This is a genomic window from Marinobacter sp. MIT932201 (genome assembly GCF_047123295.1).
Lineage (GTDB): Bacteria > Pseudomonadota > Gammaproteobacteria > Pseudomonadales > Oleiphilaceae > Marinobacter > Marinobacter salsuginis.
Genome location: NZ_CP138917.1, coordinates 1,272,705 through 1,293,587 on the forward strand (window position 1 = coordinate 1,272,705; position 20,883 = coordinate 1,293,587).

Consider the following 20,883-nt stretch of genomic DNA (forward strand, 5'->3'; position numbering starts at 1 on the left):
GGAAATGATAATGTCGCAGCTTCCCCCATGCCCGCAGTGCAGTTCCGAGTACACCTATGAGGACGGCGTTCAACTGGTTTGTCCCGAGTGTGGACACGAGTGGTCTGAGGCGGAGGCTGCGGCTGCGGACGCCGCGAAGGTGATTCGGGACGCGAACGGCAATGAGCTTCAGGATGGTGATACGGTTACGGTCATTAAGGATCTGAAGGTAAAGGGCTCCAGTTCCGTGGTTAAAGTTGGCACCAAGGTGAAGAATATCCGCCTGGTGGACGGTGATCACGACATCGACTGCAAGATCGATGGGATTGGTGCCATGAAACTGAAGTCGGAATTTGTCAAGAAGGCCTGATTCCCAGCGTTGCGTCCGGATTCTGTCTCTGTCTCCGTTGGTGATTCTCCGGATTATCTGCGGCTATTTGTCGCACTGAAAAACTTGGATGCATGGGACTGACTTTCTATTCTGTACCCCGACATCATCGACAAGGAATACCGGAAATGAAGTACTGCCTGAGTGTGTTTGTGCTGGCATTGGCTCTGGTGGCGCCTGCAGCCATGACCCATGATTACAGCCAGGGTCCTGTGACGGTCGATCATCCCTGGAGCCGGCCCACACCGCCCGGAATCCCGATGGGAGTCGGATATATGAGTATCTCCAATAATGGCAGCAGTGATATCTCCCTGGTAGGTGCTGCGACCCCGCGGGCAGGCAACGTCTCGATTCATGAAACCAGCATGCACGATGGTGTGATGCGTATGGCGCCGGTAAAAGATGGGCTACCCATACCTGCGGGCACTACGGTTGAGTTGAAGCCCCACAGTTTTCACCTGATGCTGGAAAAACTGGAAAGCCCGTTGCGCGAGGGAGAGAGCATTCCGCTGACCCTGCGTTTTGAGGGTGCGCAAGAAATGCAGGTTGAGCTCAATGTTGAACCGCTGGATGGCGAGGTGATGAAGAAACAGAGCATGGACCACTCCGGCAAGGAAATGGACCACAGCGGGCACTGACGTATCTGCCCGGCTTGGTTCTGTAGACTGACCGGGCTACCACTCCCTGTCTTCGGCGCTTTCCTCAGCTTCGATCTCGGCCTTCCTGGCTTGAATCTTCTTCATTTTTTCATCGGAGATTTTCATGCTGTGTGCACTGTCACGCAGTATCAGCAGGCTGCCGACGATCAAGGCCAGGGCGAGAATTATGAAGACCCATCCTATGGCTGGCATGTCTACCTCCCTCAATTGATCCCGTTTACTACATAGTGGACCACGCGTTCATCTGTCACAACCGTCAGGCATCTTGCCAGAGGGTTGTCGGGTCCAGCCGGTAGTACCCTTGCAGTGCCGCATAAACCTCGGGCTGCTCGTGTTTGAGATGACTCGGTTGCTGGAAAAACGCCTCAGTCAGTACTGCAAAGAATTCGGCCGGTTCAGTGGCACCGTAGGGGTCAAGCCATGGCTTCTGGTGGTGATGCAGGGTGTGCCTGAGATGTTCGTAGGCGTGGGTCATCGACGTTTGCCAGTGCCTGGCCTGTTCACCGCTGAGGGGTGGCGCACCGTCCGCGGTGCCGTCGAGATAATCCAGCTGGTGGGCGAATTCATGGAGTATCACGTTGTGGCTGCTGTGCCGATTCCTGGCGGCTTCCTCACACTCTTTCCAGGCCAGAACCACCTGACCCCGGCTTGAAGCCTCGCCGGCACGTATTTCGTGGCTTTCGCTGACAACCAGTCCGTCGCTTTCAATGTCTCTGACATGATAGGCGTCGGGATAGACCAGAATGCTGCTTACCTCGTCAAAGTCCGAGTATGGGCGGGCAAGAATGAGCAAGCAGGCGTGGCCGGCAATGGTCACTCTAACCCTGTCGTCCACTTCAAAGCCGTCACAGCCATAGAATTCTTTTTCGGCGAGAAAAAGCTGTACCCGCTGCTCCAACGTCTGCTTCATGGTTTCAGGAAGCTGCCGGTAAAGCGGCACGCTCTCCTCAAGATGATGGCGCCACGGGGCTGGAAAGGGGGCTCTCAGTTCCCTCTCTCTCCGCCAGGTACGGTAAAAAAAGAGGTAAAAAGTGGTGGCCGCGATCAGGGTCACTGCAAAGACTGCGAAAACAAGTGCTGCTGACATGGCGCTCCCGGCGACCGTTGATGGGTTAGCCCTATCTTACAGAAAAATCCCATCTGCAAGGGGCGAGGTTGCATATTGCTGGTTGTTCTCGAGCGCAGGGGATGTAAAGCTGATTGGGCTGCACTCATCGTCAAGGAGGTTGATATGTCGGAGAATTCCATTGTTGTGATCACCGGAGCAAACCGGGGCATTGGTCTGGAACTTGCCCGGCTGTACGCAAGCCGCGGCTGCTCGGTGATCGGTGTGTGTCGGGAAGCTTCGCCGGAGTTGAAAGAGGTCGCGGCGCGGATCATTGACAGAGTTGATGTGACGACTGATGAGGGCATGGCAAGACTCGTGGCCGGACTGGAAGGCGAGCACATCGACCTGCTGATCAATAATGCCGGTCTGCTTAAGGATGAGAAGCTGGGCAGCATCGACTTTGATTCCATTCGAACGCAGATGGAAATAAACGCCTATGCCCCGCTTAGGGTGGCTGAAGCGCTGGTTGACCAGATTCCCTCGGGAGGCAAAATCGCCAACATTACCAGCCGCATGGGCTCTATCGCAGACAATGACTCAGGCGGCCGCTACGGGTACCGCGCCTCCAAGGCAGCGCTCAATGCCTTCGGCAAGTCCCTGGCGATGGATCTGAAGCCCCGGGGTATCGCCGTGGCACAATTGCATCCGGGCTACGTTAAAACCCGCATGGTGAATTTTGGCGGGTTGATCACTCCCGAGGAATCGGCAAAGGGCCTGGCAGAACGCATTGATGGCCTGACCCTCGATAACACGGGGTCATTCTGGCATAGCAATGGCGAAGAACTGCCGTGGTAGATTAGCGGCTTACTTTAATTGGAAGGATTATTCAGATGAGTCTGGCAATTGCACTGCACGTTCTTTCCGCAGTGATCTGGGTTGGCGGCATGTTCTACGCCTACATGGCGATGCGCCCGGCTGTTGTTGAGGTTGTAGAAGCCTCCCAGCGTGGTCTTTTGTGGTCGAAAACTCTTGAGCGATTCTTTCGCTGGGTGTGGCTATCGGTTGTTTTGCTCCTGGTCACCGGTTACTGGATGATTTTCAGTGTGTTTGGCGGTATGGCTGGTGCTGGCTGGCACATCCACGCCATGCAGACGCTCGGCCTCGTGATGATGCTGATCTACTTCCACGTGTATTTTGCGCCTTTCCGGCGGCTCAAGCAGGCGGTGGCAAACAAGGATCCCCAGGCTGGTGGTGTTCAGGTGGGAAAAATCCGTCGGCTGGTCGGTATCAATCTGATCCTCGGCCTGATTGTGGTCGCGATCGGGTCTGGCGGTCGGTACCTGTGACCGGCTGGGCGACGAGGGGCCGATATCATGTCTGATATTCGAAAGAGAGCCATTGACGGCCTGAAAACCGGGGATTCGTTCACTCTGGTGCGCACCTTCACTGAAGAAGAGACTCTTTACTTCGGCGAGATCAGTCGCGATCAGAATCCGGTCCATTACAGCGATGAATTCGCGCAAGCGAAGAATCTGCAGGGCAAGATCTGCCATGGCCTGCTGGTTGGAGGAATGATCACGGAAGTGGGCGGGCAGATCGGCTGGCTGGCGTCCGGCATGAATTTTCGCTTCCGCCGGCCGGTGTACTTTGGCGATACCATCACCTGTGTGTTCACCATCACCGAGGTGGATGAGCGTAATCGGGCCCGGGCCGAAGCGATTCTCTCGAATCAACACGGAGAGCCGGTCATCGAAGCCTGGTTGACGGGTGTTCTTCCGGGGCCCAGGGAACAGCAGGTGATGTCAGCAATGATCAGCGAAGAGAAAACCACCTCTGCTGGCTGACCAGCACCGGCCGAGGCCTCAGTCCTCCTCGGCGTCCCTCATGCGTTCCTGTCGCTCCCATTCTTCCTCTTTTGCCGCATCGATGATTTCCATCAGTTCGTCAACGTTGGCAGAGGTATCATCGTGCTGGAAGCAGCCGGTGAGCTTGCTGTCCGGGTGCAGGTCGCCTGACTCGTAGAGCGCCCAGATCTCCTTGCCGTAATCGGTATTCAAAAGTTCCGGCGCGAATCGGCCAAAATACCGGCGCATATTATCCACATCGCGCTCCAGCATGCGCTCCGCGTTATTATTCCCGGCTGCATTGACTGCCTGGGGGAGATCAATGATGACTGGTCCGTTGGCATCGATCAGAACGTTGAATTCCGAGAGATCCCCATGGATCAGACCGGCACTCAACATGCGGACGACCTCGCGGATAATCTGGCCGTGGAAGTCGCGGGCCTGTTCCGGGGAGAGCGTAACATCATCCAGCCTGGGCGCGGCCCGGCCATCTTCATCCGTCACCAGTTCCATCAGCAGTACACCGTCCACGAAGCCCAGGGGTTCGGGAACCCGGACACCGGCGGCGGCAAGCCGGTAGAGGGCGTCTACCTCGGCGTTGAGCCAGGCATCTTCCTGCTCCTTCTGGCCGTACCTGGTTTTCTTGCTCATGGCCCGGGCCCGGCGGCTGTTCCGGACCTTTCGACCTTCCTGGTACTCCACAGCCTGCTTGAAGCTTCGCTTGGCGGCTTCCTTGAAAACCTTGGTGCAGCGGGTCTGATCGCCACAGCGCACCACATAAACCTGCGCTTCCTTACCGCTCATCAGCTGGTAGAGCACCTCATCCACCATGCCGTCATCGACAAGCGGTTGTAATCTCTTCGGTACTTTCATAAAACCTTTCAGGCGGAAAGTTAGTCGGCCAGCCGCGTTGATTGATCTGGAACAAGGCTGGATCTGGGCAGGGCAGGGACAATGACTGCTACGGAGCATAGCTTACATGAAAATCTTTTTCCTGATCCTGTTGATTGTGCTGGTCGCGACTGCCTTGGCCCTCTGGTTCTGGCGCCAGGCCGACCACGCTTCGGATCATGCCGCCATGGCCAGGTTGGCGGCTCTGCAACCGACTGCACCAGAGTGCTTTGATGTTTCTCTTCTGGAGGGACTGCCGGAGCCTGCCCAGCGCTATTTCCGGTACACCATTCAGCCTGGTACACCTCTGTATACAGTGGCGCGGATATCGATGACCGGGAAGTTTGGCATGGGCAATCGGGAGTCGCCCGACTACATGGATATGCAGGCCTCACAGGTTCTGGCCATGCCCGAAGGCTTTGTGTGGAAGATGGGTGCCAGCCGTGGCGCCCTGAGGGTTTCTGGCTCAGACACCGAAAAGTGGACGCGGTTCTGGCTGATGGGTTTGCTGCCAGTGGCCAGGATGGGCGGAGATGCGGATCACACCCGTTCGGCTTTCGGTCGCTATGTGGCAGAGTCGGTGTTCTGGACACCCGCAGCCCTGCTGCCGGGCCAGGGGGTCAAGTGGGAGCTTGTTGATGTCAATACGGCGCGTGTGATTGTCCGCCATAACGGTATGGAGCAGGCAGTGGATGTTGTGGTGGCCGAGGACGGCCGGCCGCTCCAGGTGAATTTTGACAGGTGGACCAACGCGAATTCGGAAAAAGTTCATCGCTTGCAGCCCTTTGGCGGCTACCTGTCAGAGTTTCGGGAGTTTGACGGGTTTCATTTACCGACCCGGGTGGAAGCCGGGAACTTCTTCGCCACGGAAAATTATTTTCCTTTCTTCATTGCAAGCGTAACGGGCATCGAATTTCCGAAGCATGACGCACTCGGGCACCCGGAATAGGGCCCCGGATGCCCCGCTATCTTTAACGAACAACAAATACCGAAATATCACTGTGTTTGACGATATTGGCGCCGTTCGAGTGGAGAATGTGTAGCCGGTCGCCAATTCCCGGAGGATGTGAGGCCATCACCACCAGGTCAGTGCCGGTTGTTTTGATCGCCTCAAGCAACTTGTCATCAAGCTCTACGGCCGTATCAGCAGATTCAATCACCATGCTGTCGGTGTCGATCCCATGGGATTTCCCCTGCTCTTCCGCGAACACACTCAGCTTCTCGGCAAGCTCTTTCGGGTTATGGGCAGCCGCTCCCGGGGTGCTGTTTGTCACGCTTACGTAGCACAGGGTGGCGTTGTAGTGTTTGGCAATATCAATGGAGGTATTGAGCGCCTTGACCATTTTATCGGTATGGGCGAGGTCGACCGGAACGAGTATCTTGCTGTACATACGAGTTCTCCTTTTCCGCCTGAGATGCAGAACCTTGGTCTTCTGTCCTGAACCCAGATTGGCAGTGCCCTTTCAGGTATGTCAAAAAAAGCCCGGTGAAGTTCACCGGGCTTTTGCGGTCTAAGGTGCCTGGTTACCGTTACACCAGGTTGTAAAGAAACACCACGGCGATACCCGCAGGCGTCAGGTATCGAAGAACAAACATGAACGCCCTGTAGCTGCTTCCCTGCAGACCAATATCGGCCGGCAGGCCTTCCCGCTTCATTGCCCATCCGGCAAACAGGGCAATGGCCAGCCCGCCGAGTGGCATCATCAGGTTGGAGACCAGGAAGTCGAGCAGGTCGAACACCGTCTTGCCCTCGAAGAACGGGATGAAGCCGAGCGGATGCACGCTATCCCAGACGTTGAACGACAGCACGGTACCGATACCGATAAACCAGATCGCGAGGCCACCACCAAGCGCGCTTTTCGCCCGACTGACGCCTTTGTGTTCCTCCAGCCACTCTACCACCGGCTCCAACATGGAAATGGCCGACGTGATGGCTGCGACCAGTAGCAGTGCGAAGAAAATGGTGCCAAACAGAGCGCCACCACTCATCTGGCCAAAGGCCAGTGGCAGGGTTACAAAGATCAGGCCGGGGCCGGCGCCAGGTTCCAGGCCATTGGCAAATACCAGCGGAAAGATGGCGAGCCCCGCAAGAAGGGCGACGCTGGTGTCCAGAACGGCAATGGTCATGGCGGTTCTGGCAATGTTCACCGTTTTTGGCAGGTAAGAGCCGTAGGCCATCAGAACACCAATGCCGATGCTCAGGGTGAATGCGGCGTGCCCCAGGGCGGTCAGAACACCAGCGGTGGTGAGCTTGCTGAAGTCCGGCGAGAACATGAAGCTCACGGCCCGGCCAAAGCTGCCGCTGTTCATGGCGTAGATCACCATCGCAATCAGCAGGACGAACAGCAATGGCATCAGCATGTTCACGGCTTTCTCAAGCCCGGAGCGAATGCCCCGACCGACGATAAACACGACGATGGCCATGAACACGGAATGCCACATCAGCAGTTCCCAGGGATTGGCCAGCAAGCCGCCGAACTGGCCGCCAATGGCCTCGGCATCGGCACCGGTAAACAGACCGGTTGCAGCCTTGCCGATATAGACCAGCGCCCAGCCGCCAATCACGGCGTAAAAAGACAGCACCAGGAACGAGGCAATAACGCCATTCCAGCCGATCGCTCTCCAGCCCCGGGAGGTGCCTTCGGTTTTGGTCAGGGTGCGCATGGTCGCTACAGGGCTCTGTCCGCCCCGGCGGCCAATCATGGTCTCGGCAATCAGAACCGGCACACCAATCAGGAAGATGCAGGCCAGGTAGATCAGAACGAAGGCGCCGCCGCCGTTCTCTCCGGTAATGTATGGAAACTTCCAGATGTTCCCGAGGCCTACCGCCGAGCCGGCAGCGGCCAGGATAAACGCCATCCGTGAAGACCAGAGGTTGTTGGCCTGCTGGTGTGGTTGGGTACTCTCACTCATTCTTTTCTCCGGCTAATTGTTTTTGTCGGATTGATGGTTATTGTCTCAACAGTAATTACTTGCCGAGCACCTCGCGCAGGGCTGAAGCCACTTGTGGCAAAACGCGGTCATTCAGGCCGGCGACATTCACCCGGCTGCTGTCGAGCATGTAGATGCCATGCTCCTTGCGTAATTCGCTAACCTGCTCGGGGCTGATACCGAGGAACGAGAACATGCCCCGCTGACGGGCGATGAAGCTGAAATCGCCCACCGGCGCGAGGGCGTCAGCAAAGGCGTGGCGCAGGTGCAGGATGCGCTCGCACATGCCGTCAAGTTCCTGCTGCCACTGGGATCGCAGGCCGTCATCGCCGAGGATCGTCTCCACAATCGCGGCACCATGGGCGGGCGGCATCGAATAGTGGGACCGGATAACGCTGAGCAGTTGACTGGTGGCAGCTGCGTTCACCGTTGCTGTTCCCGAAATTAATGCGAGAGCGCCGGTGCGTTCCCGATAAAGTCCAAAGTTCTTGGAGCACGACGCTGCGACCAGCATTTCCGGTACCGCTCCGGCCAGATGCCGCAGACCCGCCGCATCCGCATCCAGGCCCTCGCCAAGGCCCTGATAGGCCATATCCACAAAGGGCAACAGGCCCTTACGCTGGATCAGGCTGGTCACTTCCTGCCACTGGGCCAGGCTCAGGTCGGCGCCAGACGGGTTGTGGCAGCAACCGTGTAGCAGCACCACATCGCCCGAGTCTGCCTCTTCCAGGGTTTCCAGCATGGCGCCGAAGTCTACCTGCAGCGTCTGTGGATTGAGGTAGGGATATTCGCGAATGGTCAGGCCAGCGCCACCCAGCAGGGGGAGGTGGTTGGCCCAGGTGGGCGTGCTGACCCAGACTGTTGTATCCGCCTTGCACAGGCGAAGGAATTCGGCGGCCATGCGCAATGCGCCGCAGCCACCCGGCGTCTGTATTACCGATACACGGCCGTCCCGGATCAGCGGGCTGTCGCTGCCCAGAATCAACTCCGCCATGGCACTGTTGAAGCTGGCAGAACCGGCAGGCCCCACGTAGCTCTTGGTGGTTTCTCCCTCAAGCAGGCGACGTTCTGCTTCATGCACGGCGGCCATGATGGGCGTATTGCCGGCATCATCCTTGTAGACGCCGATGCCCAGATCTACCTTGTCCGGCCGGGTGTCCTCGCGGAAGGTCTGCATCAGCTTCAGGATCGGATCCTGGGGCAGGGGCTGGAGCGCTTCAAACATGGTTTGCCTCCTTGTCGGCCTGTTGCGTGCGGATCAGCGTCGGGCGACCGGTGTCGAGCGCCTTGATCAGCTGTGTCTGTTTTTCACGGATGCTCTCTGCCGCCTGTTCCCTGACAGGACCGTAGCCCCGGACATCAGCGGGCAGTTCTGCCAGTTGCAGGAAGGTTTCGTAGTTGCTGGCATTGAGCTCACGGCAAATTCGCGCAACCAGGTTCTGGTAGTCCTTCAGCATGGCGCGATCAAGCTTGCGGTCTGCGGAGTAGCTGAACGGGTCCACTGCGGTTCCACGCAGGCCGCGAAGTTTGGCCAGAAGTCGGAAAGCCCGGAGCATCCAGGGGCCGAAACGGCGCTTTTTCGGGCGACCCTGGGCATCGGTTTCACCGCTGAGCAGTGGCGGGGCGAGGTGGAAATGAACCTTGTAATCCCCTTCGAAGGTTTCCTTGACCTCTTTCATGAAGTCGGTTTCGGCAAACAGTCGGGCCACTTCGTACTCATCCTTGTAGGCCATGAACCGATACAGCTGTTGGGCCACTGCGCGGGTCAGCAGAAGATTGGTTTCACCGAGGGCTTCCTCGGCCTTGCGGACTCCGGCAACGGCGTCCCGGTATTGGTCGGCCCAGCGCTGGTTCTGGTAGTTGATCAGATGCTTGTGACGGGTGTTGATCAGCTCGTCCAGGGTTGGTTCGGGCTTAACCTCGACCACCTGGGCGTTGTTGTCGTCCAGCAGATCGGTGACAGCGCTCGGATCCACGGCTGCCAGACGGCCCCAGCCGAAGGCTTCCTTGTTCCTGTCGATGGCGACGCCATTGAGTTCGATGGCTTTCATCAGAGCCGCCTCTGACAGGGGCAGCAGGCCTTTCTGCCAGGCAAAACCGAGCATCATCACGTTGGAGAACACGGTGTCGCCCATCAGCTTTTCAGCGATACCGTTGGCGTCCAGCTGGTCGAAGTGATCCTCGCCCACGGCGTTCTTCAGTAGCCCAAGGCGCTTGTCGGCCTTCATATCGGCGTCGCGGAAGAGCACGTAGTCGGCAGTCGGCAGTTCCGCCTCGTTCGCGACAATCCGTGTGTGGTTTGGCCGGAGCACGCTCAGGGCCTTCTGGGAAGACGCCACCACCAGATCGCAGGCGATGACCGCATCGGCCTGGCCATTGCTGATCCGCACCTGATGAAGCTTGTCCGGAGACGGTGCCATGCGCACGTAGCTCAGTACCGTGCCGCCTTTCTGGGCGAAACCCATGAAATCCAGTACCGAGGCACCGCGGGATTCCAGATGAGCAGCCATGGTGATCAGCTGTCCCACGGTCACTACGCCCGTGCCGCCGACACCGCCCACGAGCAGATCGTAGGAGCCGCTCATCTCCGGTAATTTCGGAGCTGGAATGTCAGCCAACTTGCGGGTGAGTACGGAGCCGGTGTCCACGCCCCGGGATTTGCGTAGCTGCCCGCCTTCAATGGTAACGAAACTGGGGCAGAAGCCGTTGACGCAGGAGAAGTCCTTGTTGCACGAGGACTGGTCGATCTTCCGCTTGCGCCCCAGTTCCGTCTTGCGGGGTACAACCGAAAGGCAGTTGGACTGTACCGAGCAGTCGCCGCAGCCCTCGCACACATGGTGGTTGATAAAGGCCCGCTTGGCCGGATCCGGGAACTGCTTGCGCTTGCGCCGGCGGCGCTTCTCGGCAGCACAGGTCTGGTCGTAGATCAGAACAGTACAGCCAGGGATGTCGCGCAATTCACGCTGCACCTGGTCGAGCTCGGATCGATCGTGGAAGGTGACATCTTCGGGGAACAGATCATGATGACCATCGTATTTCTCCGGCTCATCGCTGAGCACGACAACCCGCTTCACCCCTTCTGCGGCCATTTGCTGGGCAATCCGGTCGACGGTGATCTGCCCGTCCACGGGCTGACCGCCGGTCATCGCCACGGCGTCGTTGAACAGGATCTTGTAGGTAATGTTGATGCCGGCGGCCACCGCCTGGCGGATCGCCATGGAACCGGAGTGGAAGTAGGTGCCTTCACCCAGGTTCTGGAACACGTGGGGGTTGCCGGTATAGCGGCTCTTGCCAATCCAGTTGACGCCTTCGCCACCCATCTGGATGAGGGATTCGGTGTTTCTGCCCATCCAGGATGCCATGAAGTGGCAGCCAATGCCGGCCAGGGCCTTGCTCCCCTCCGGCACCTTTGTGGAGGTATTGTGGGGGCAGCCGGAGCAGAAATAGGGCATACGCTTGACGCCACCGGGGTCCTGGGCGTTGGTCATGGCGCTGATCTCTGCCATCCGCTCGCTGAAGTCCATCGAGAAAAAGCGCCCTAGACGGGCGGCCAGAAAGCCAGCAACCAGTTTGGGACTCAGTTCACCAACGTAGGGGATCAGCGGTCTGCCCAGTTCGTCCTGCTTGCCGGTGATCAGAACCTCGCCGGGGCGGTCCGGCTCGGACATGTATTCCTTGATCTGGCTCTCAATAATGCCGCGCTTTTCCTCGATCACCAGGACTTCTTCCTTGCCGTGCACGAAGTCCAGGATGCCGCGACGCTCCAGGGGCCAGACCATGCCAACCTTGTAGATATCCAGCCCCGTGTCCCGGGCCTTGTCTTCATCAATGCCCAGCAGGTCCAGGGCTTCAAGCAGGTCCAGATGGCTCTTGCCGGTAGTGACAATGCCGAAGCGGGCTTGCTTGTTATCGTACAGGCAACGGTCTATGCGGTTGGCGCGGGCAAAGGCCTGAACGGCCGCAAGCTTGTGTTCGATGCGGGTTTCCAGTTGCGGACCCGGCAGATCCGGCCAACGGTAATGCAAACCGCTTTCAGGGGCGGTGAAGTCATCCGGCGTGATGAAATCCGGTTCCGGCGGGATTTCGACAGACGCCGCGCTTTCCACGGTTTCCGAGATCGCCTTGAAACCGACCCAGCAGCCGCTGTAGCGGGACAGGGCGTAACCCCAGAGGCCGAACTCCAGGTACTCGGCGATGTTGGCCGGGTTGATCGTCGGCATGAAAAAGCTCATGAACGCCACATCGGACTGATGGGGCATGGACGACGACACGCACCCGTGGTCGTCACCCGCCACGACCAGCACACCGCCATGAGGCGAAGAACCGTAGGTGGTGCCGTGTTTCAGGGCATCGCCGGCCCGATCCACGCCCGGGCCCTTGCCATACCAGAGGCCGAAAACCCCATCCACCTGCCGGTCTTCATCGGTCTCCACCTGCTGGGTCCCCAGCATGATCGTCGCGGCGAGATCCTCGTTGATGGCGGGAACAAAATCGATCCGGTTCTCGTCCAGCAGGCCCTTGGCCTGCCAGAGCGCCTGGTCGACGGCACCGAGGGGGGATCCCCGGTAGCCACTGACCATGCCTGCGGTGTTCAATCCCTGTTTTCGATCCAGGGCGGCCTGCATCAGGGGAATTCGAACCAGGGCCTGCGTGCCGGTCAGGAAAACCCGGCCGGATTCCCGCAAGTAACGGTCTTCGAGTTTGTAATTGTCGAGCTGGGGGGTATCGGCGGACATGGCGCCCTCCTTTTTGTGCGTTTTATGACCAAAATTCTAGAGGGAAGTCCGCAAAAGGTGCTTGCTTATTGGGTCAGGGTTTTGAGAGTTTGCGAAAGGTTCTTTGATAAATGACAATAAAGAGAAAGAACCTTTGATTAAAATCAGGTGTTACCAAATGAAACAGGTGGGATTGGACAAGTTGGACCGGAAAATCCTCTCGGCACTGCAGCAGGATGGGCGCATCAGTAACCAGTTGCTGGCAGAGCAGGTGGGGTTGTCACCGGCCGCTTGCTGGCGCCGCGTGCGGACACTTGAAGAAAGCGGCGTGATTCAGGGGTACAGCGCCAGAGTGGATCCGGAGCGCATTGGTCAGGGCCTGTGCGTACTGGTCAATTTGTCACTGCAGCGGCATAACATCGATAGCACCGCGGAGATCGAGCAGCAGGTGAGCAGTTACCCGGAGGTGCTTCAGTGTTTCGCGGTGACCGGGAATGCCGACTTTGTGCTCAGGGTCATCGTGCCGGACATGGCCAGTTACGATCGGTTCCTGAACGAAAAGATCTTCACCCTGCAGGGCATTGCCCAGGTGAATTCAAACTTTGCGTTGCGGGAGATAAAGAATACCGAGACGATCCCGGTGGAAGGGATGCAGTAGGTTTGGTTGAGAGCAACAACGAAAAAAGGCAGCCTCGGCTGCCTTTTTCTAAACGTGTAGCCTGTTATTTACAGGGCAACTACGTTTTCCGCCTGAGGACCTTTCTGGCCCTGGGTAACGGTGAACTCGACCTGCTGGCCTTCAGCCAGAGTCTTGAAACCGCCGCCCTGAATAGCGCTGTAGTGAACAAAAACGTCCGGGCCGCCTTCGCGAGTAATAAAACCAAAACCTTTTGCTTCGTTGAAAAACTTAACGTTGCCGGTAACTGTAGACATAGTATTCTTTCCTGATTTCAATCATTTAGTGTGCCGTCAGATCATCATTCGTGATCATTGATCGGCGGTATGCGGGAAACAAAAAACTGGCGGGATCAAAAACAGGACAAGCTACTTATTACAGCTGAGCGGTCTTATTGATGAAATGCTTTGCTCAATCTTTCCAACGAGCCCCACTGTACTCCTGCCAATGAGAAAAGCAAAGCTATTTCTTGTAGGCATAAACCGGGTTAGTAGAAGTCCCGGTACCAAGGCTGTCCAGCCTGCGCGGTTTGGCAATGGCAAAGCCCTGGGCGTAGTCCACCTGGATCTCCTTGAGTGTGTCCATGATTTCCATGTCCTCGACGTACTCCGCAATGGTCTGCAGATCGAGGAAGTGGCACAGTTCGTTGATCGACCGCACCATAGCGTAGTTGGTCAGGTTGGTGGCCATGTCCCGCACGAAAATGCCGTCGATTTTCACGAAGTCCACGGGCAGTTTCTGAAGGTAGGCGTAGGAAGATAGCCCGGTGCCAAAGTCGTCCAGCGCGAACCGACAGTTCAGGCGCTTCATTTCACGCATGAAATCCGAGGCAAAGTGGAGGTTGGCGACAGCCGAGGTCTCGGTGACCTCGAAACACAGCTTGTGCGCCAGTTCCTGATGGGCCCGGAGGTTTGACTCCAGCCCGAGCATGAAGCTGTCATCGCTCAGTGAGGAGCCTGACAGGTTGACGTTCAGGGTGGCAATCCTGTCGAGCGACTCGGGGTTGTTACGCATCCACGCCAACACTTCGGAAATGACCCACAGATCAACCCGGGTACTGCGCTTGAATTGTTCGGCCGCCTCAATGTAACCCTGGGGCGAAATCTCATTGCCCGAGCTGTCTTTCAGGCCCAGCAGGAGTTCATACATCTTGCCTTCGCCGGTTTCAGGGGCGAGTGCAACAATTGGCTGTGCCCGGAGGTAGAGGCTGCCGTCGCGGATGGTCCGGTCGATTTCCGTAACCCACTGAGGCGTGCCAAGCTTTGAGGGGTCCCTCTGTCCTTTCGCCAGTTCAATCCGGTTTCCTCCCAGTTTCTTGGCCGCCTTGAGCGATAGGCTCGCCTGGTTGAGAAGATCGCCGGGGGAGTGAGCGGCACCAGTAACCGGTCGAATACTGATACTGACCGTTGCCTTGTATTCCGCCGGCCCATGCTGGAAAACCTGCTGCTCGAAGTTTCGCCGCAGGGATTCTGCGAAATCCAGGCAGTCCTCCGTGCTGATGTTATTGATGAGCACGGCAAACTCATTACCGCTGATTCGGCCAACGTAGGATTCCGAGAATTTGGCACCGCACGCTCTTCGCAGCAGTTCGGCGACATCTCGCAACAGTGCATCGCCGGCTTCCGCGCCATAGGAGGCGTTGATGACACTGAACTCGTCGATATCCAGGATCATAAGGGCGGAATCACTCTCGTCCGGCGACGAGGGTGCCGCGCTGATCAGCCTTGATACCTGTTTTTCGAAGTCGTGGCGGTGCATGCAGCCGGTCAGGGCATCGTGGGTGGCCTGAAAATTCAGCTTCCGGTACATGTCCTCAACAATGCTGAACAGGCTTTGGTCAAGGAACGGGATGTCGCCATCTTCAACCAGCCAGGCTTCGCCCTCGGCGAGTTTCTGGACAAACTCCGGGAATCCATAACTGACTTCACTCATACCTTTGGGCGAGAGAAAAACGAACCGGAGTGAATCCTCGCCACCCCAGACCAGGCGCATGCGGCGGGTCTCCCCGTTTTCAAACCAGGCTTCAACCCAATCGCCGACGGCAATGTCCTTTGCCCTGGAAACCCAACGGCTGTCTTCGAGCTCCGGGGGCAGCGTCAATGGTGCCTCATCGGCGTCGCCGTATTCCTCCACCCAGGTGGTCTCTGCTTCCATAGTGCCCTGCAGGATTCCGGATAGCTCGTCTATGGCGGGTCGGGTTCGGGAGATGTCACCGGTGGTTTTGAGTTCCCGCTCAATGAATTGCAGCATGACACTGCTTTCAAGTTCCCGTTCAAATGCCAGCTCACCAGAGGTGCCGGCTGGAGACAGCCAGACCTGGAGCTGGGCTACGACATCGACAAGTTCCTCACAGTGTCGGCTCTCCGGGCCTTCCCGCAACATTGTCAGGACGATCAGTTGCTCCCAGCCCGCCTGAAGCAGTCGAATCAGCGTTTTTGGAACCTGCCTGCCGCCGAGGAGTTCATTCAGTCGTTGCCGGGCTTCCTTGCGAGTTTTGCGCAGGCGCTCTTTGCCCTCCAGGGTTTTGGCCAGCCGTTCCGAGTTTCGGATAAATGACTGGTCCTGCCGCTCAACCAGCTGTTTCAGGCGTTGGCCCAGACTTTCCAGCAGGTCTGGATCCGATACCTCGATTTCCGTCAGTTCCTCGACAATGTCGGCAACCGTCGCTTCCAGTTTCTTGCTCGATGCCCTCTCTGCAAGGCAGATGTGCATCAGGTTATTGATTATGTCCCGGGCGGGGTGATCGTCGGTATTCAGAAAGTCCGGTGTTTCGACCAGCGTTTCAAACACCGGCAGCCGAAGTTTCTGCAGTTGGTGGCGAAGCGAACCCGAGAGTCCTTCGTTTGTTTCCAGCGGTGCAAACAACCGGTCCACCAGGTTGGCTTTTTCCACGGCTGTCCGGTCAAGGGCGCTGGCCAGTTCGGCGTCCGAGTCGGCCAGTTCCCGCAGCAAACCTGCCATATTCGGCTCATCCTCGTGCAACCTGTTCAGGAGTTCGCGGCGCCTGGAACGGAGGTTTTCCGAGAGCTTCGGATTGGGTTCCTCCCAGTCTGCGGGTTCAGACGAGGGGCTTGCCTCAAGCGCCATCAACTGGAACAGGGAACGGCCAGCCGATGGCATCCCTGACATTGAGTGCCCGGTGGCGTCGGCTTCCGCCGGCTTGTCCGATGTGCCCTTGTCCGTTTCACCTGGAGAACCTGTGTCCTCCTGGGCGTATTCCCTGAGCGACCAGTTCGCCGGCAGCTCGGTGATGTCCAGGGCTTCCAGTCCTGCCCGGCGGCAATCATTGATCAGGGAGCGGATGGCTGCGGGCCACACCCTGCCCAGAGCGCTCTCCCAGGCCCGGTAGATGGTCAGACGGTGCTCCCGCGCAATGCCCAGGTGGTCGACCATGTATTGCAGGCACACGCACAGTGCGCGAGGCGTTAGCGGGTTGTTGTCGTCGTTGACGTCCTGACGGAAAATCTGGTTAAGGAACTGGTTGAGCAAAAAGGTCGCGCCGGAGTTTGCCTTACTTATGCCCGTGGCGATGGCCTGCAAATCCAGCCAGTCTTCAAACTCGTGCTGTTGCAGAAGATGCAATTCTTTGGCGTTGTTCCCGGATTCGGGAGCTGGCTCAAGGGTTGTCTGGTTGGCCTGAAACTGCGCCTGAAAATCCTGGAGCATCCGCTGCTGTCGGCTCTGGAAGATGAAGCGCATATCCTTGAGTCGGGTGATTTCACGGAGCTCGGCCGCTTGTTCCAGATCGGCTTCAATGCCTTCGAACGTGCCCTCCATAAATTCCGGAAGCAACTGTTCCAGAAGTCGCCGGCAATGCTGGTGATAAAGTTGTTTCAGCGCGGGCGCCGGCCCGGGGTCCGCCAGTTTGCTCTTGCCCGTGTGCTGCACCAGAAGATCAACTTCGCGTTCGAGGTCCGGGGTGATGCCCTGGAGTTCGAGCGAAATACTGTCGCCCCGGCCGCTGCGAACCGCTCCCCGAAAATGGAGATGTTGCTTGTCATGATCATGATCGAGGAAAACGTGCAGATCCGCCTGGGCGGAGGCAGACGATGACAGTTGATCAAGCACAGCGGGTGAGGAGAAATGCTTCAGGCCGAGGCGGAGTTCTTTGCTGTCCAGAGTCACGCTGTCGATGATACAGCCACAAGGAATGAGGCCGGGAGTGACGACGACCGCATCCTTGCTGAGACTGGACTGTTTTGCGTTAAACCGGGCCATTGACCGCCTTCCTGAGCAGTGAAAAGTGAATTGTTGTTCAGATTATCCCCGATTGCAGTGTAATTTGAACTTCGCCGAACGCAAAGGCGAATCTACAAAAGCGACACATCAATTTGCTGACGGCCCAGGAGCCACGCCCTCATTATAGACGCTCGGAAGGTCTCAGTATCAGATCCCTGCCAAGCTCATAGCAGGCAAAGTCGTTTGCCAGATACAGGTTCCCTCTATAGATGCCCCTGGCTTCGGATTCGATCTCACCAATGTGTGGATAGGCGTTCGGGTTGAGCTGGTAGCGGGAGCTGAAATGGGTCAACACGAGATGCGGAACACCGGCGGCCTCAGCGAAACGGGCTACCTGGGCCGCGGAGCTGTGTTGTGGCCAGGGGCCGACCCGGTCCGAGACCTCCTGCGTGTAAGTTGCCTCGTGAATCACAACCTGGACATTCGTGCTTGCTTCGAGAAGCAGGTCAGGTTGGTCATTGTCACCGGCAACAATCACTTTGCGTGGTTTTCTGGCAATTTGGGTGTAGTCGTCGCAATGGGCCAGGCGGCCATCTTCCAGAACCACATCGTGGCCCTGTTGCAGTCGGCCCCAGGCTGGGCCGGCCTCAATACCGTCAGCTTCAAGCTTGTCACGCAGCAGCTGGCGTTCGAGGTTCTTTTCAGTGAACACAAATGCCCGGCAGGATACGCGATGGGAGAGGGCAACTGCCGTAACTGACAGCGCTTCGTCCCCCCAGTGGAAGCTTTCTGCCTCGGAATCAACAAATCGTATTTCAAAACTGAGTCTGGAGTCACTGTTGCCCAGCGCTGCTTCAACGAAGGTTTTTACCGGACGGGGCGCGATCAGGTAGAGCGGGGCGGTTCGGCCCAGCATTGAGGCGCTTGTGAGCAGCCCCGGCAGCCCGAATGTGTGGTCGCCGTGAATGTGGGTGATAAATATGGCCTGCAGTTGCATCACCGAATGATGCGTTCGCAACAACTGGTGCTGGGTGCCTTCCCCGCAGTCAATCAGGTACCAGTGTTTGGGGCCTCCATGACTCAATGCCAGGCCGGTTACATTGCGAGCTTTCGTGGGTGTTCCGGCTGACGTGCCGAGGAAGGTGAATTCCATACCAGGCCTTTTCGGGTTAACGTGTCGTCTCTCTGTCCGCCATAATACGAAGGTAGCAGAATAGAGAAACCATTATTCGCGGTGATCGCTTAAGAGCCGGTTTTCGGAATACATAATAAGGAGTGCTGTCTTGTCTGAGTTGTCCAGTTACGAGAGTTTTTCGATTGAGGTCAAAGACCATATCGCCCATGTCCAGTTCAACCGCCCTGAGGCGCTGAACACCATGAACAAGGCGTTCTGGCTCGAGTTGCCCCGTTGCATGCAGGATATTGAAGCCAACACCGACGCTCGCGTGATTGTCATCTCTTCCACCGGCAAACACTTTTCGGCCGGCATGGACCTGGGTGTGTTCAGCGATCCCAAGGCGGTGCCCATGAATGGGGACCCTGGCCGTATGGCGGAAAACCTGCGCAGGGTCGTACTGCAGTTGCAGGATACGCTGACCTCCCTGGAAAAAATCCGCCTGCCGGTACTGGCGGCCATCCATGGTGGTTGCATTGGCGGAGCTCTTGATCTGGTGTGTGCGGCGGACAGCCGTTATTGCACGGAAGATGCCTACTTCACCATCAAGGAAACCGAGCTGGGCATGACCGCCGACGTTGGCACGCTTCAGCGCCTGCCCAAACTGATGCCCGAGGGTGTAGTCCGGGAACTGGCGTACACCGGGCGCAAATTCTCCGCTGCTGAAGCCCGGAATCTCGGCTTTGTAAACGCCTTATACCCTGATCAGGAAACCATGCTGGAAGCGGTCATGGGCATTGCCGGTCAGATTGCCGCGAACTCACCACTGGCGGTGACTGGTTGCAAGGAAATGCTTAATTACAGCCGCGATCACAGTGTAGAAGACAGCCTGAAGTACATGGCCACCTGGCAGGCGGGCATGTTCCGTCCGACGGACATGATGAAATCCTTCCAGGCGAAAGCCCAGAAGCAGGCGCCCCAGTACGATGTGCTGTTTCCGGTGAAGCGGCTGTTCGATCAGTAAATGGCGCTTGGTAAAGGGCGAAAATCCGGTATTTCCCCCAATGCTGCGCTGCTGTTCCAGGGCGGCATTGGGGTCGTAGGGTTGGTGGCCATTCTGGTATTCGGGATTCCGGTGCTGCTTAACGGCCCGGGGCTCTGGCCAAGCCTGATTTACGGCACATTGGGTGCCGTTGCGACTTACGGCTTGCTGCTTCTGCTGACGCGCGTGCCACGCCTGTTTCCGGAGAATCTTGAACGCCAGATGCAGGGGCTGTATGACTTTGCCTCCAGTTATTCTCCGTTGGTGTTGGTCTTGCTGTCCCTATTGGCCGGCGTTGGTGAAGAGCTGTTGTTTCGCGGCGCAATCCAAGGCTGGCTGATGGCGCATACGGATCCGGTGACCGCCGTGTTGGCGGCGTCTGTGCTGTTCGGGCTGGTGCACTACGTATCGTTCACCTACTTTCTGGTAGCAACCGGGCTCGGTTTGATACTGGGCGCGGCCTATGAGCTATCAGAGAGCCTGGCGCTGGTTATGATCTGGCATGCCGTTTACGACATGATCGCGCTCTATTGTCTGCTCCGGTTTCCGCGCTGGTTTGGTGTAAAGATTGTCGAGCCCGCCGCAAACCGGCCTCATGAATAGTCGACATCTTCCCGCCCGGCACTCTTGCGCGCCTCAAAGTTGGAAAGCTCAACGTTGATCGCATTGGTCGAGATCTGGATTTCATACAGTGAGTACAGCAGCGAGAGAGACAGCAGCACCAGGCTGGCGCCAAACGCCACCACGCCCGGCAATTCCGCGCCCAGGAACAGCAGGAACATGGAGACGGTACACAGGAAGAAACTGAGTACCCCGAATGCCTGCATGCGTTTGGTCAGCACAATCCGTTTGCGCAGCATGCTGATCTGCCGGGCGATGAGCGCGTGATCTTCCTCGGTGTCCATCTGCTTGAGCTGGCGTATGAGCTGCGCGAGCACCAGAAAACGGTTGGTGTAAGCGAGCAATAGCAACGAAATGGCGGGGAAGAGCAGGGCAGGCGTTGTCAGATCCAATCTCGTGTCCTTTTCTGTGGCGGGGTGTGAGCTGGCCTACCAGCTTCCGGAGTTCAGCCGTTGGATTGTTTTGACCGGCCGGTTGTAAAGATACACCCAGGCCGGCCCGTGGCGGGTGTCCATGGTCCGACGGATATACAGACTGCTCTGCGGGCGTTCAGGAAAGAAGTCTTCCAACTCGTCCAAAACCTTCAGCGTGGAATCCTTCACTTATAGATTTCCACGCGAACGCCCGTGGAAGGTTCCTCTATGGCACCCGGGTAGGGGCCCAGGTGATACAGGCTCAGTTCGGGCATCCGGTCTGTCCCGACAAAACGGGCGCCTCGCAGAATATGGCTGTTGTTCCGGCCACGTTTCAACGTGCCGTAAACCGCCACAAGGTGCTTCATTCTGATCGTTGCTCC

The 20,883-nt window shown here is 57.6% G+C and carries 20 protein-coding genes and 1 pseudogene; 9 read left to right on the plus strand and 12 right to left on the minus strand.

Annotation, left to right across the window (positions count from 1 at the left end; translation table 11 throughout):
• Positions 1–10: 10 nt before the first annotated feature.
• Both SIC15_RS05780 and SIC15_RS05785 read left to right on the plus strand, forming a co-directional pair.
• On the plus strand, positions 11–349 hold the full coding sequence (locus SIC15_RS05780) for a zinc ribbon domain-containing protein YjdM (RefSeq protein ID WP_069184177.1): 339 nt from the start codon (positions 11–13) through the stop codon (positions 347–349).
• Positions 350–495: 146 nt separating this feature from the next.
• Positions 496–1,005 carry a copper chaperone PCu(A)C gene (locus SIC15_RS05785; RefSeq protein WP_069184178.1) on the plus strand — a complete coding sequence of 170 codons (510 nt, stop codon included), beginning with the start codon at positions 496–498 and terminating at the stop codon, positions 1,003–1,005.
• Between the two features lie 36 nt (positions 1,006–1,041).
• Here the strand turns inward: SIC15_RS05785 and SIC15_RS05790 are convergent, their stop codons facing one another.
• The gene (locus SIC15_RS05790; RefSeq protein WP_069184179.1) at positions 1,042–1,218 is read right to left on the minus strand and encodes a DUF2897 family protein; all 177 of its coding nucleotides are present in this window, start codon (positions 1,216–1,218) and stop codon (positions 1,042–1,044) included.
• Between the two features lie 64 nt (positions 1,219–1,282).
• Positions 1,283–2,113 carry a zinc-dependent peptidase gene (locus SIC15_RS05795; protein ID WP_069184180.1) on the minus strand — a complete coding sequence of 277 codons (831 nt, stop codon included), beginning with the start codon at positions 2,111–2,113 and terminating at the stop codon, positions 1,283–1,285.
• Between the two features lie 144 nt (positions 2,114–2,257).
• On the opposite strand from SIC15_RS05795, the gene SIC15_RS05800 reads away from it, so the two are divergent.
• From SIC15_RS05800 to SIC15_RS05810, 3 genes are read left to right on the plus strand one after another with little or no spacing between them, the layout of a single operon-like run.
• Positions 2,258–2,929: an SDR family oxidoreductase gene (locus SIC15_RS05800; protein ID WP_412537254.1), complete on the plus strand. Its 672-nt coding sequence runs from the start codon at positions 2,258–2,260 to the stop codon at positions 2,927–2,929.
• Between the two features lie 35 nt (positions 2,930–2,964).
• Positions 2,965–3,420, plus strand: a complete 456-nt coding sequence (locus SIC15_RS05805) for a CopD family protein (protein WP_209398618.1) — start codon at positions 2,965–2,967, stop codon at positions 3,418–3,420.
• 27 nt (positions 3,421–3,447) lie between these two features.
• Positions 3,448–3,918 (plus strand): MaoC family dehydratase, encoded by a 471-nt coding sequence (locus tag SIC15_RS05810; RefSeq protein WP_412537255.1) that lies wholly within the window; start codon positions 3,448–3,450, stop codon positions 3,916–3,918.
• 18 nt (positions 3,919–3,936) lie between these two features.
• Here SIC15_RS05810 and SIC15_RS05815 read toward each other — a convergent pair whose 3' ends face one another.
• A complete protein-coding gene (locus tag SIC15_RS05815; RefSeq protein WP_412537256.1) occupies positions 3,937–4,791 on the minus strand; it encodes a PA4780 family RIO1-like protein kinase in 855 nt (284 codons plus the stop codon).
• 106 nt (positions 4,792–4,897) lie between these two features.
• Here SIC15_RS05815 and SIC15_RS05820 point away from each other — a divergent pair, with 106 nt between their 5' ends.
• On the plus strand, positions 4,898–5,758 hold the full coding sequence (locus tag SIC15_RS05820; protein WP_136629605.1) for a DUF6544 family protein: 861 nt from the start codon (positions 4,898–4,900) through the stop codon (positions 5,756–5,758).
• Positions 5,759–5,780: 22 nt separating this feature from the next.
• Here SIC15_RS05820 and SIC15_RS05825 read toward each other — a convergent pair whose 3' ends face one another.
• The 4 genes from SIC15_RS05825 to SIC15_RS05840 form a co-directional block, all read right to left on the minus strand.
• On the minus strand, positions 5,781–6,200 hold the full coding sequence (locus SIC15_RS05825; RefSeq protein WP_069184187.1) for a universal stress protein: 420 nt from the start codon (positions 6,198–6,200) through the stop codon (positions 5,781–5,783).
• Between the two features lie 139 nt (positions 6,201–6,339).
• Complete coding sequence (locus tag SIC15_RS05830) at positions 6,340–7,722, minus strand: sodium-dependent transporter (RefSeq protein ID WP_412537257.1); 1,383 nt, start codon at positions 7,720–7,722, stop codon at positions 6,340–6,342.
• Between the two features lie 55 nt (positions 7,723–7,777).
• Positions 7,778–8,965 (minus strand): aromatic amino acid transaminase, encoded by a 1,188-nt coding sequence (locus SIC15_RS05835; protein ID WP_412537258.1) that lies wholly within the window; start codon positions 8,963–8,965, stop codon positions 7,778–7,780.
• Complete coding sequence (locus SIC15_RS05840; protein ID WP_412537259.1) at positions 8,958–12,476, minus strand: indolepyruvate ferredoxin oxidoreductase family protein; 3,519 nt, start codon at positions 12,474–12,476, stop codon at positions 8,958–8,960. The genes SIC15_RS05835 and SIC15_RS05840 overlap by 8 nt, the downstream gene beginning before the upstream one ends.
• Positions 12,477–12,633: 157 nt before the next feature.
• Between SIC15_RS05840 and SIC15_RS05845 the strand changes: the two genes are divergently transcribed.
• On the plus strand, positions 12,634–13,113 hold the full coding sequence (locus SIC15_RS05845; protein WP_069184191.1) for an Lrp/AsnC family transcriptional regulator: 480 nt from the start codon (positions 12,634–12,636) through the stop codon (positions 13,111–13,113).
• Between the two features lie 68 nt (positions 13,114–13,181).
• Here SIC15_RS05845 and SIC15_RS05850 read toward each other — a convergent pair whose 3' ends face one another.
• The 3 genes from SIC15_RS05850 to SIC15_RS05860 all read right to left on the minus strand — a co-directional run bounded on the left by SIC15_RS05850 (position 13,182) and on the right by SIC15_RS05860 (position 18,463).
• Positions 13,182–13,388, minus strand: coding sequence for a cold-shock protein (locus SIC15_RS05850; protein ID WP_069184192.1), 207 nt, complete (start codon positions 13,386–13,388; stop codon positions 13,182–13,184).
• A gap of 205 nt (positions 13,389–13,593) precedes the next feature.
• Positions 13,594–17,349 carry a DUF1631 family protein gene (locus tag SIC15_RS05855; protein WP_412537260.1) on the minus strand — a complete coding sequence of 1,252 codons (3,756 nt, stop codon included), beginning with the start codon at positions 17,347–17,349 and terminating at the stop codon, positions 13,594–13,596.
• A gap of 142 nt (positions 17,350–17,491) precedes the next feature.
• Positions 17,492–18,463, minus strand: a complete 972-nt coding sequence (locus SIC15_RS05860) for a ribonuclease Z (protein WP_069184194.1) — start codon at positions 18,461–18,463, stop codon at positions 17,492–17,494.
• A gap of 139 nt (positions 18,464–18,602) precedes the next feature.
• Between SIC15_RS05860 and SIC15_RS05865 the strand changes: the two genes are divergently transcribed.
• Both SIC15_RS05865 and SIC15_RS05870 read left to right on the plus strand, forming a co-directional pair.
• Positions 18,603–19,448, plus strand: coding sequence for a crotonase/enoyl-CoA hydratase family protein (locus SIC15_RS05865; protein WP_227514566.1), 846 nt, complete (start codon positions 18,603–18,605; stop codon positions 19,446–19,448).
• Positions 19,449–20,069 carry a CPBP family intramembrane glutamic endopeptidase gene (locus SIC15_RS05870; RefSeq protein ID WP_205632667.1) on the plus strand — a complete coding sequence of 207 codons (621 nt, stop codon included), beginning with the start codon at positions 19,449–19,451 and terminating at the stop codon, positions 20,067–20,069.
• Here the strand turns inward: SIC15_RS05870 and SIC15_RS05875 are convergent.
• Complete coding sequence (locus tag SIC15_RS05875; protein WP_069184196.1) at positions 20,060–20,479, minus strand: DUF2721 domain-containing protein; 420 nt, start codon at positions 20,477–20,479, stop codon at positions 20,060–20,062. The two genes, SIC15_RS05870 and SIC15_RS05875, sit on opposite strands and share 10 nt — an antisense overlap.
• A gap of 36 nt (positions 20,480–20,515) precedes the next feature.
• A pseudogene (locus SIC15_RS05880) lies at positions 20,516–20,868 on the minus strand (gamma-glutamylcyclotransferase).
• Between the last annotated feature and the right edge of the window lie 15 nt (positions 20,869–20,883).

Coding starts and splice junctions, on each gene's coding strand:
- SIC15_RS05780 (WP_069184177.1), top strand. CDS start 11: ATGTCGCAGCTTCCCCCATGCCCGCAGTGCAGTTCCGAGTACACCTAT.
- SIC15_RS05785 (WP_069184178.1), top strand. CDS start 496: ATGAAGTACTGCCTGAGTGTGTTTGTGCTGGCATTGGCTCTGGTGGCG.
- SIC15_RS05790 (WP_069184179.1), bottom strand. CDS start 1,218: ATGCCAGCCATAGGATGGGTCTTCATAATTCTCGCCCTGGCCTTGATC.
- SIC15_RS05795 (WP_069184180.1), bottom strand. CDS start 2,113: ATGTCAGCAGCACTTGTTTTCGCAGTCTTTGCAGTGACCCTGATCGCG.
- SIC15_RS05800 (WP_412537254.1), top strand. CDS start 2,258: ATGTCGGAGAATTCCATTGTTGTGATCACCGGAGCAAACCGGGGCATT.
- SIC15_RS05805 (WP_209398618.1), top strand. CDS start 2,965: ATGAGTCTGGCAATTGCACTGCACGTTCTTTCCGCAGTGATCTGGGTT.
- SIC15_RS05810 (WP_412537255.1), top strand. CDS start 3,448: ATGTCTGATATTCGAAAGAGAGCCATTGACGGCCTGAAAACCGGGGAT.
- SIC15_RS05815 (WP_412537256.1), bottom strand. CDS start 4,791: ATGAAAGTACCGAAGAGATTACAACCGCTTGTCGATGACGGCATGGTG.
- SIC15_RS05820 (WP_136629605.1), top strand. CDS start 4,898: ATGAAAATCTTTTTCCTGATCCTGTTGATTGTGCTGGTCGCGACTGCC.
- SIC15_RS05825 (WP_069184187.1), bottom strand. CDS start 6,200: ATGTACAGCAAGATACTCGTTCCGGTCGACCTCGCCCATACCGATAAA.
- SIC15_RS05830 (WP_412537257.1), bottom strand. CDS start 7,722: ATGAGTGAGAGTACCCAACCACACCAGCAGGCCAACAACCTCTGGTCT.
- SIC15_RS05835 (WP_412537258.1), bottom strand. CDS start 8,965: ATGTTTGAAGCGCTCCAGCCCCTGCCCCAGGATCCGATCCTGAAGCTG.
- SIC15_RS05840 (WP_412537259.1), bottom strand. CDS start 12,476: ATGTCCGCCGATACCCCCCAGCTCGACAATTACAAACTCGAAGACCGT.
- SIC15_RS05845 (WP_069184191.1), top strand. CDS start 12,634: ATGAAACAGGTGGGATTGGACAAGTTGGACCGGAAAATCCTCTCGGCA.
- SIC15_RS05850 (WP_069184192.1), bottom strand. CDS start 13,388: ATGTCTACAGTTACCGGCAACGTTAAGTTTTTCAACGAAGCAAAAGGT.
- SIC15_RS05855 (WP_412537260.1), bottom strand. CDS start 17,349: ATGGCCCGGTTTAACGCAAAACAGTCCAGTCTCAGCAAGGATGCGGTC.
- SIC15_RS05860 (WP_069184194.1), bottom strand. CDS start 18,463: ATGGAATTCACCTTCCTCGGCACGTCAGCCGGAACACCCACGAAAGCT.
- SIC15_RS05870 (WP_205632667.1), top strand. CDS start 19,449: ATGGCGCTTGGTAAAGGGCGAAAATCCGGTATTTCCCCCAATGCTGCG.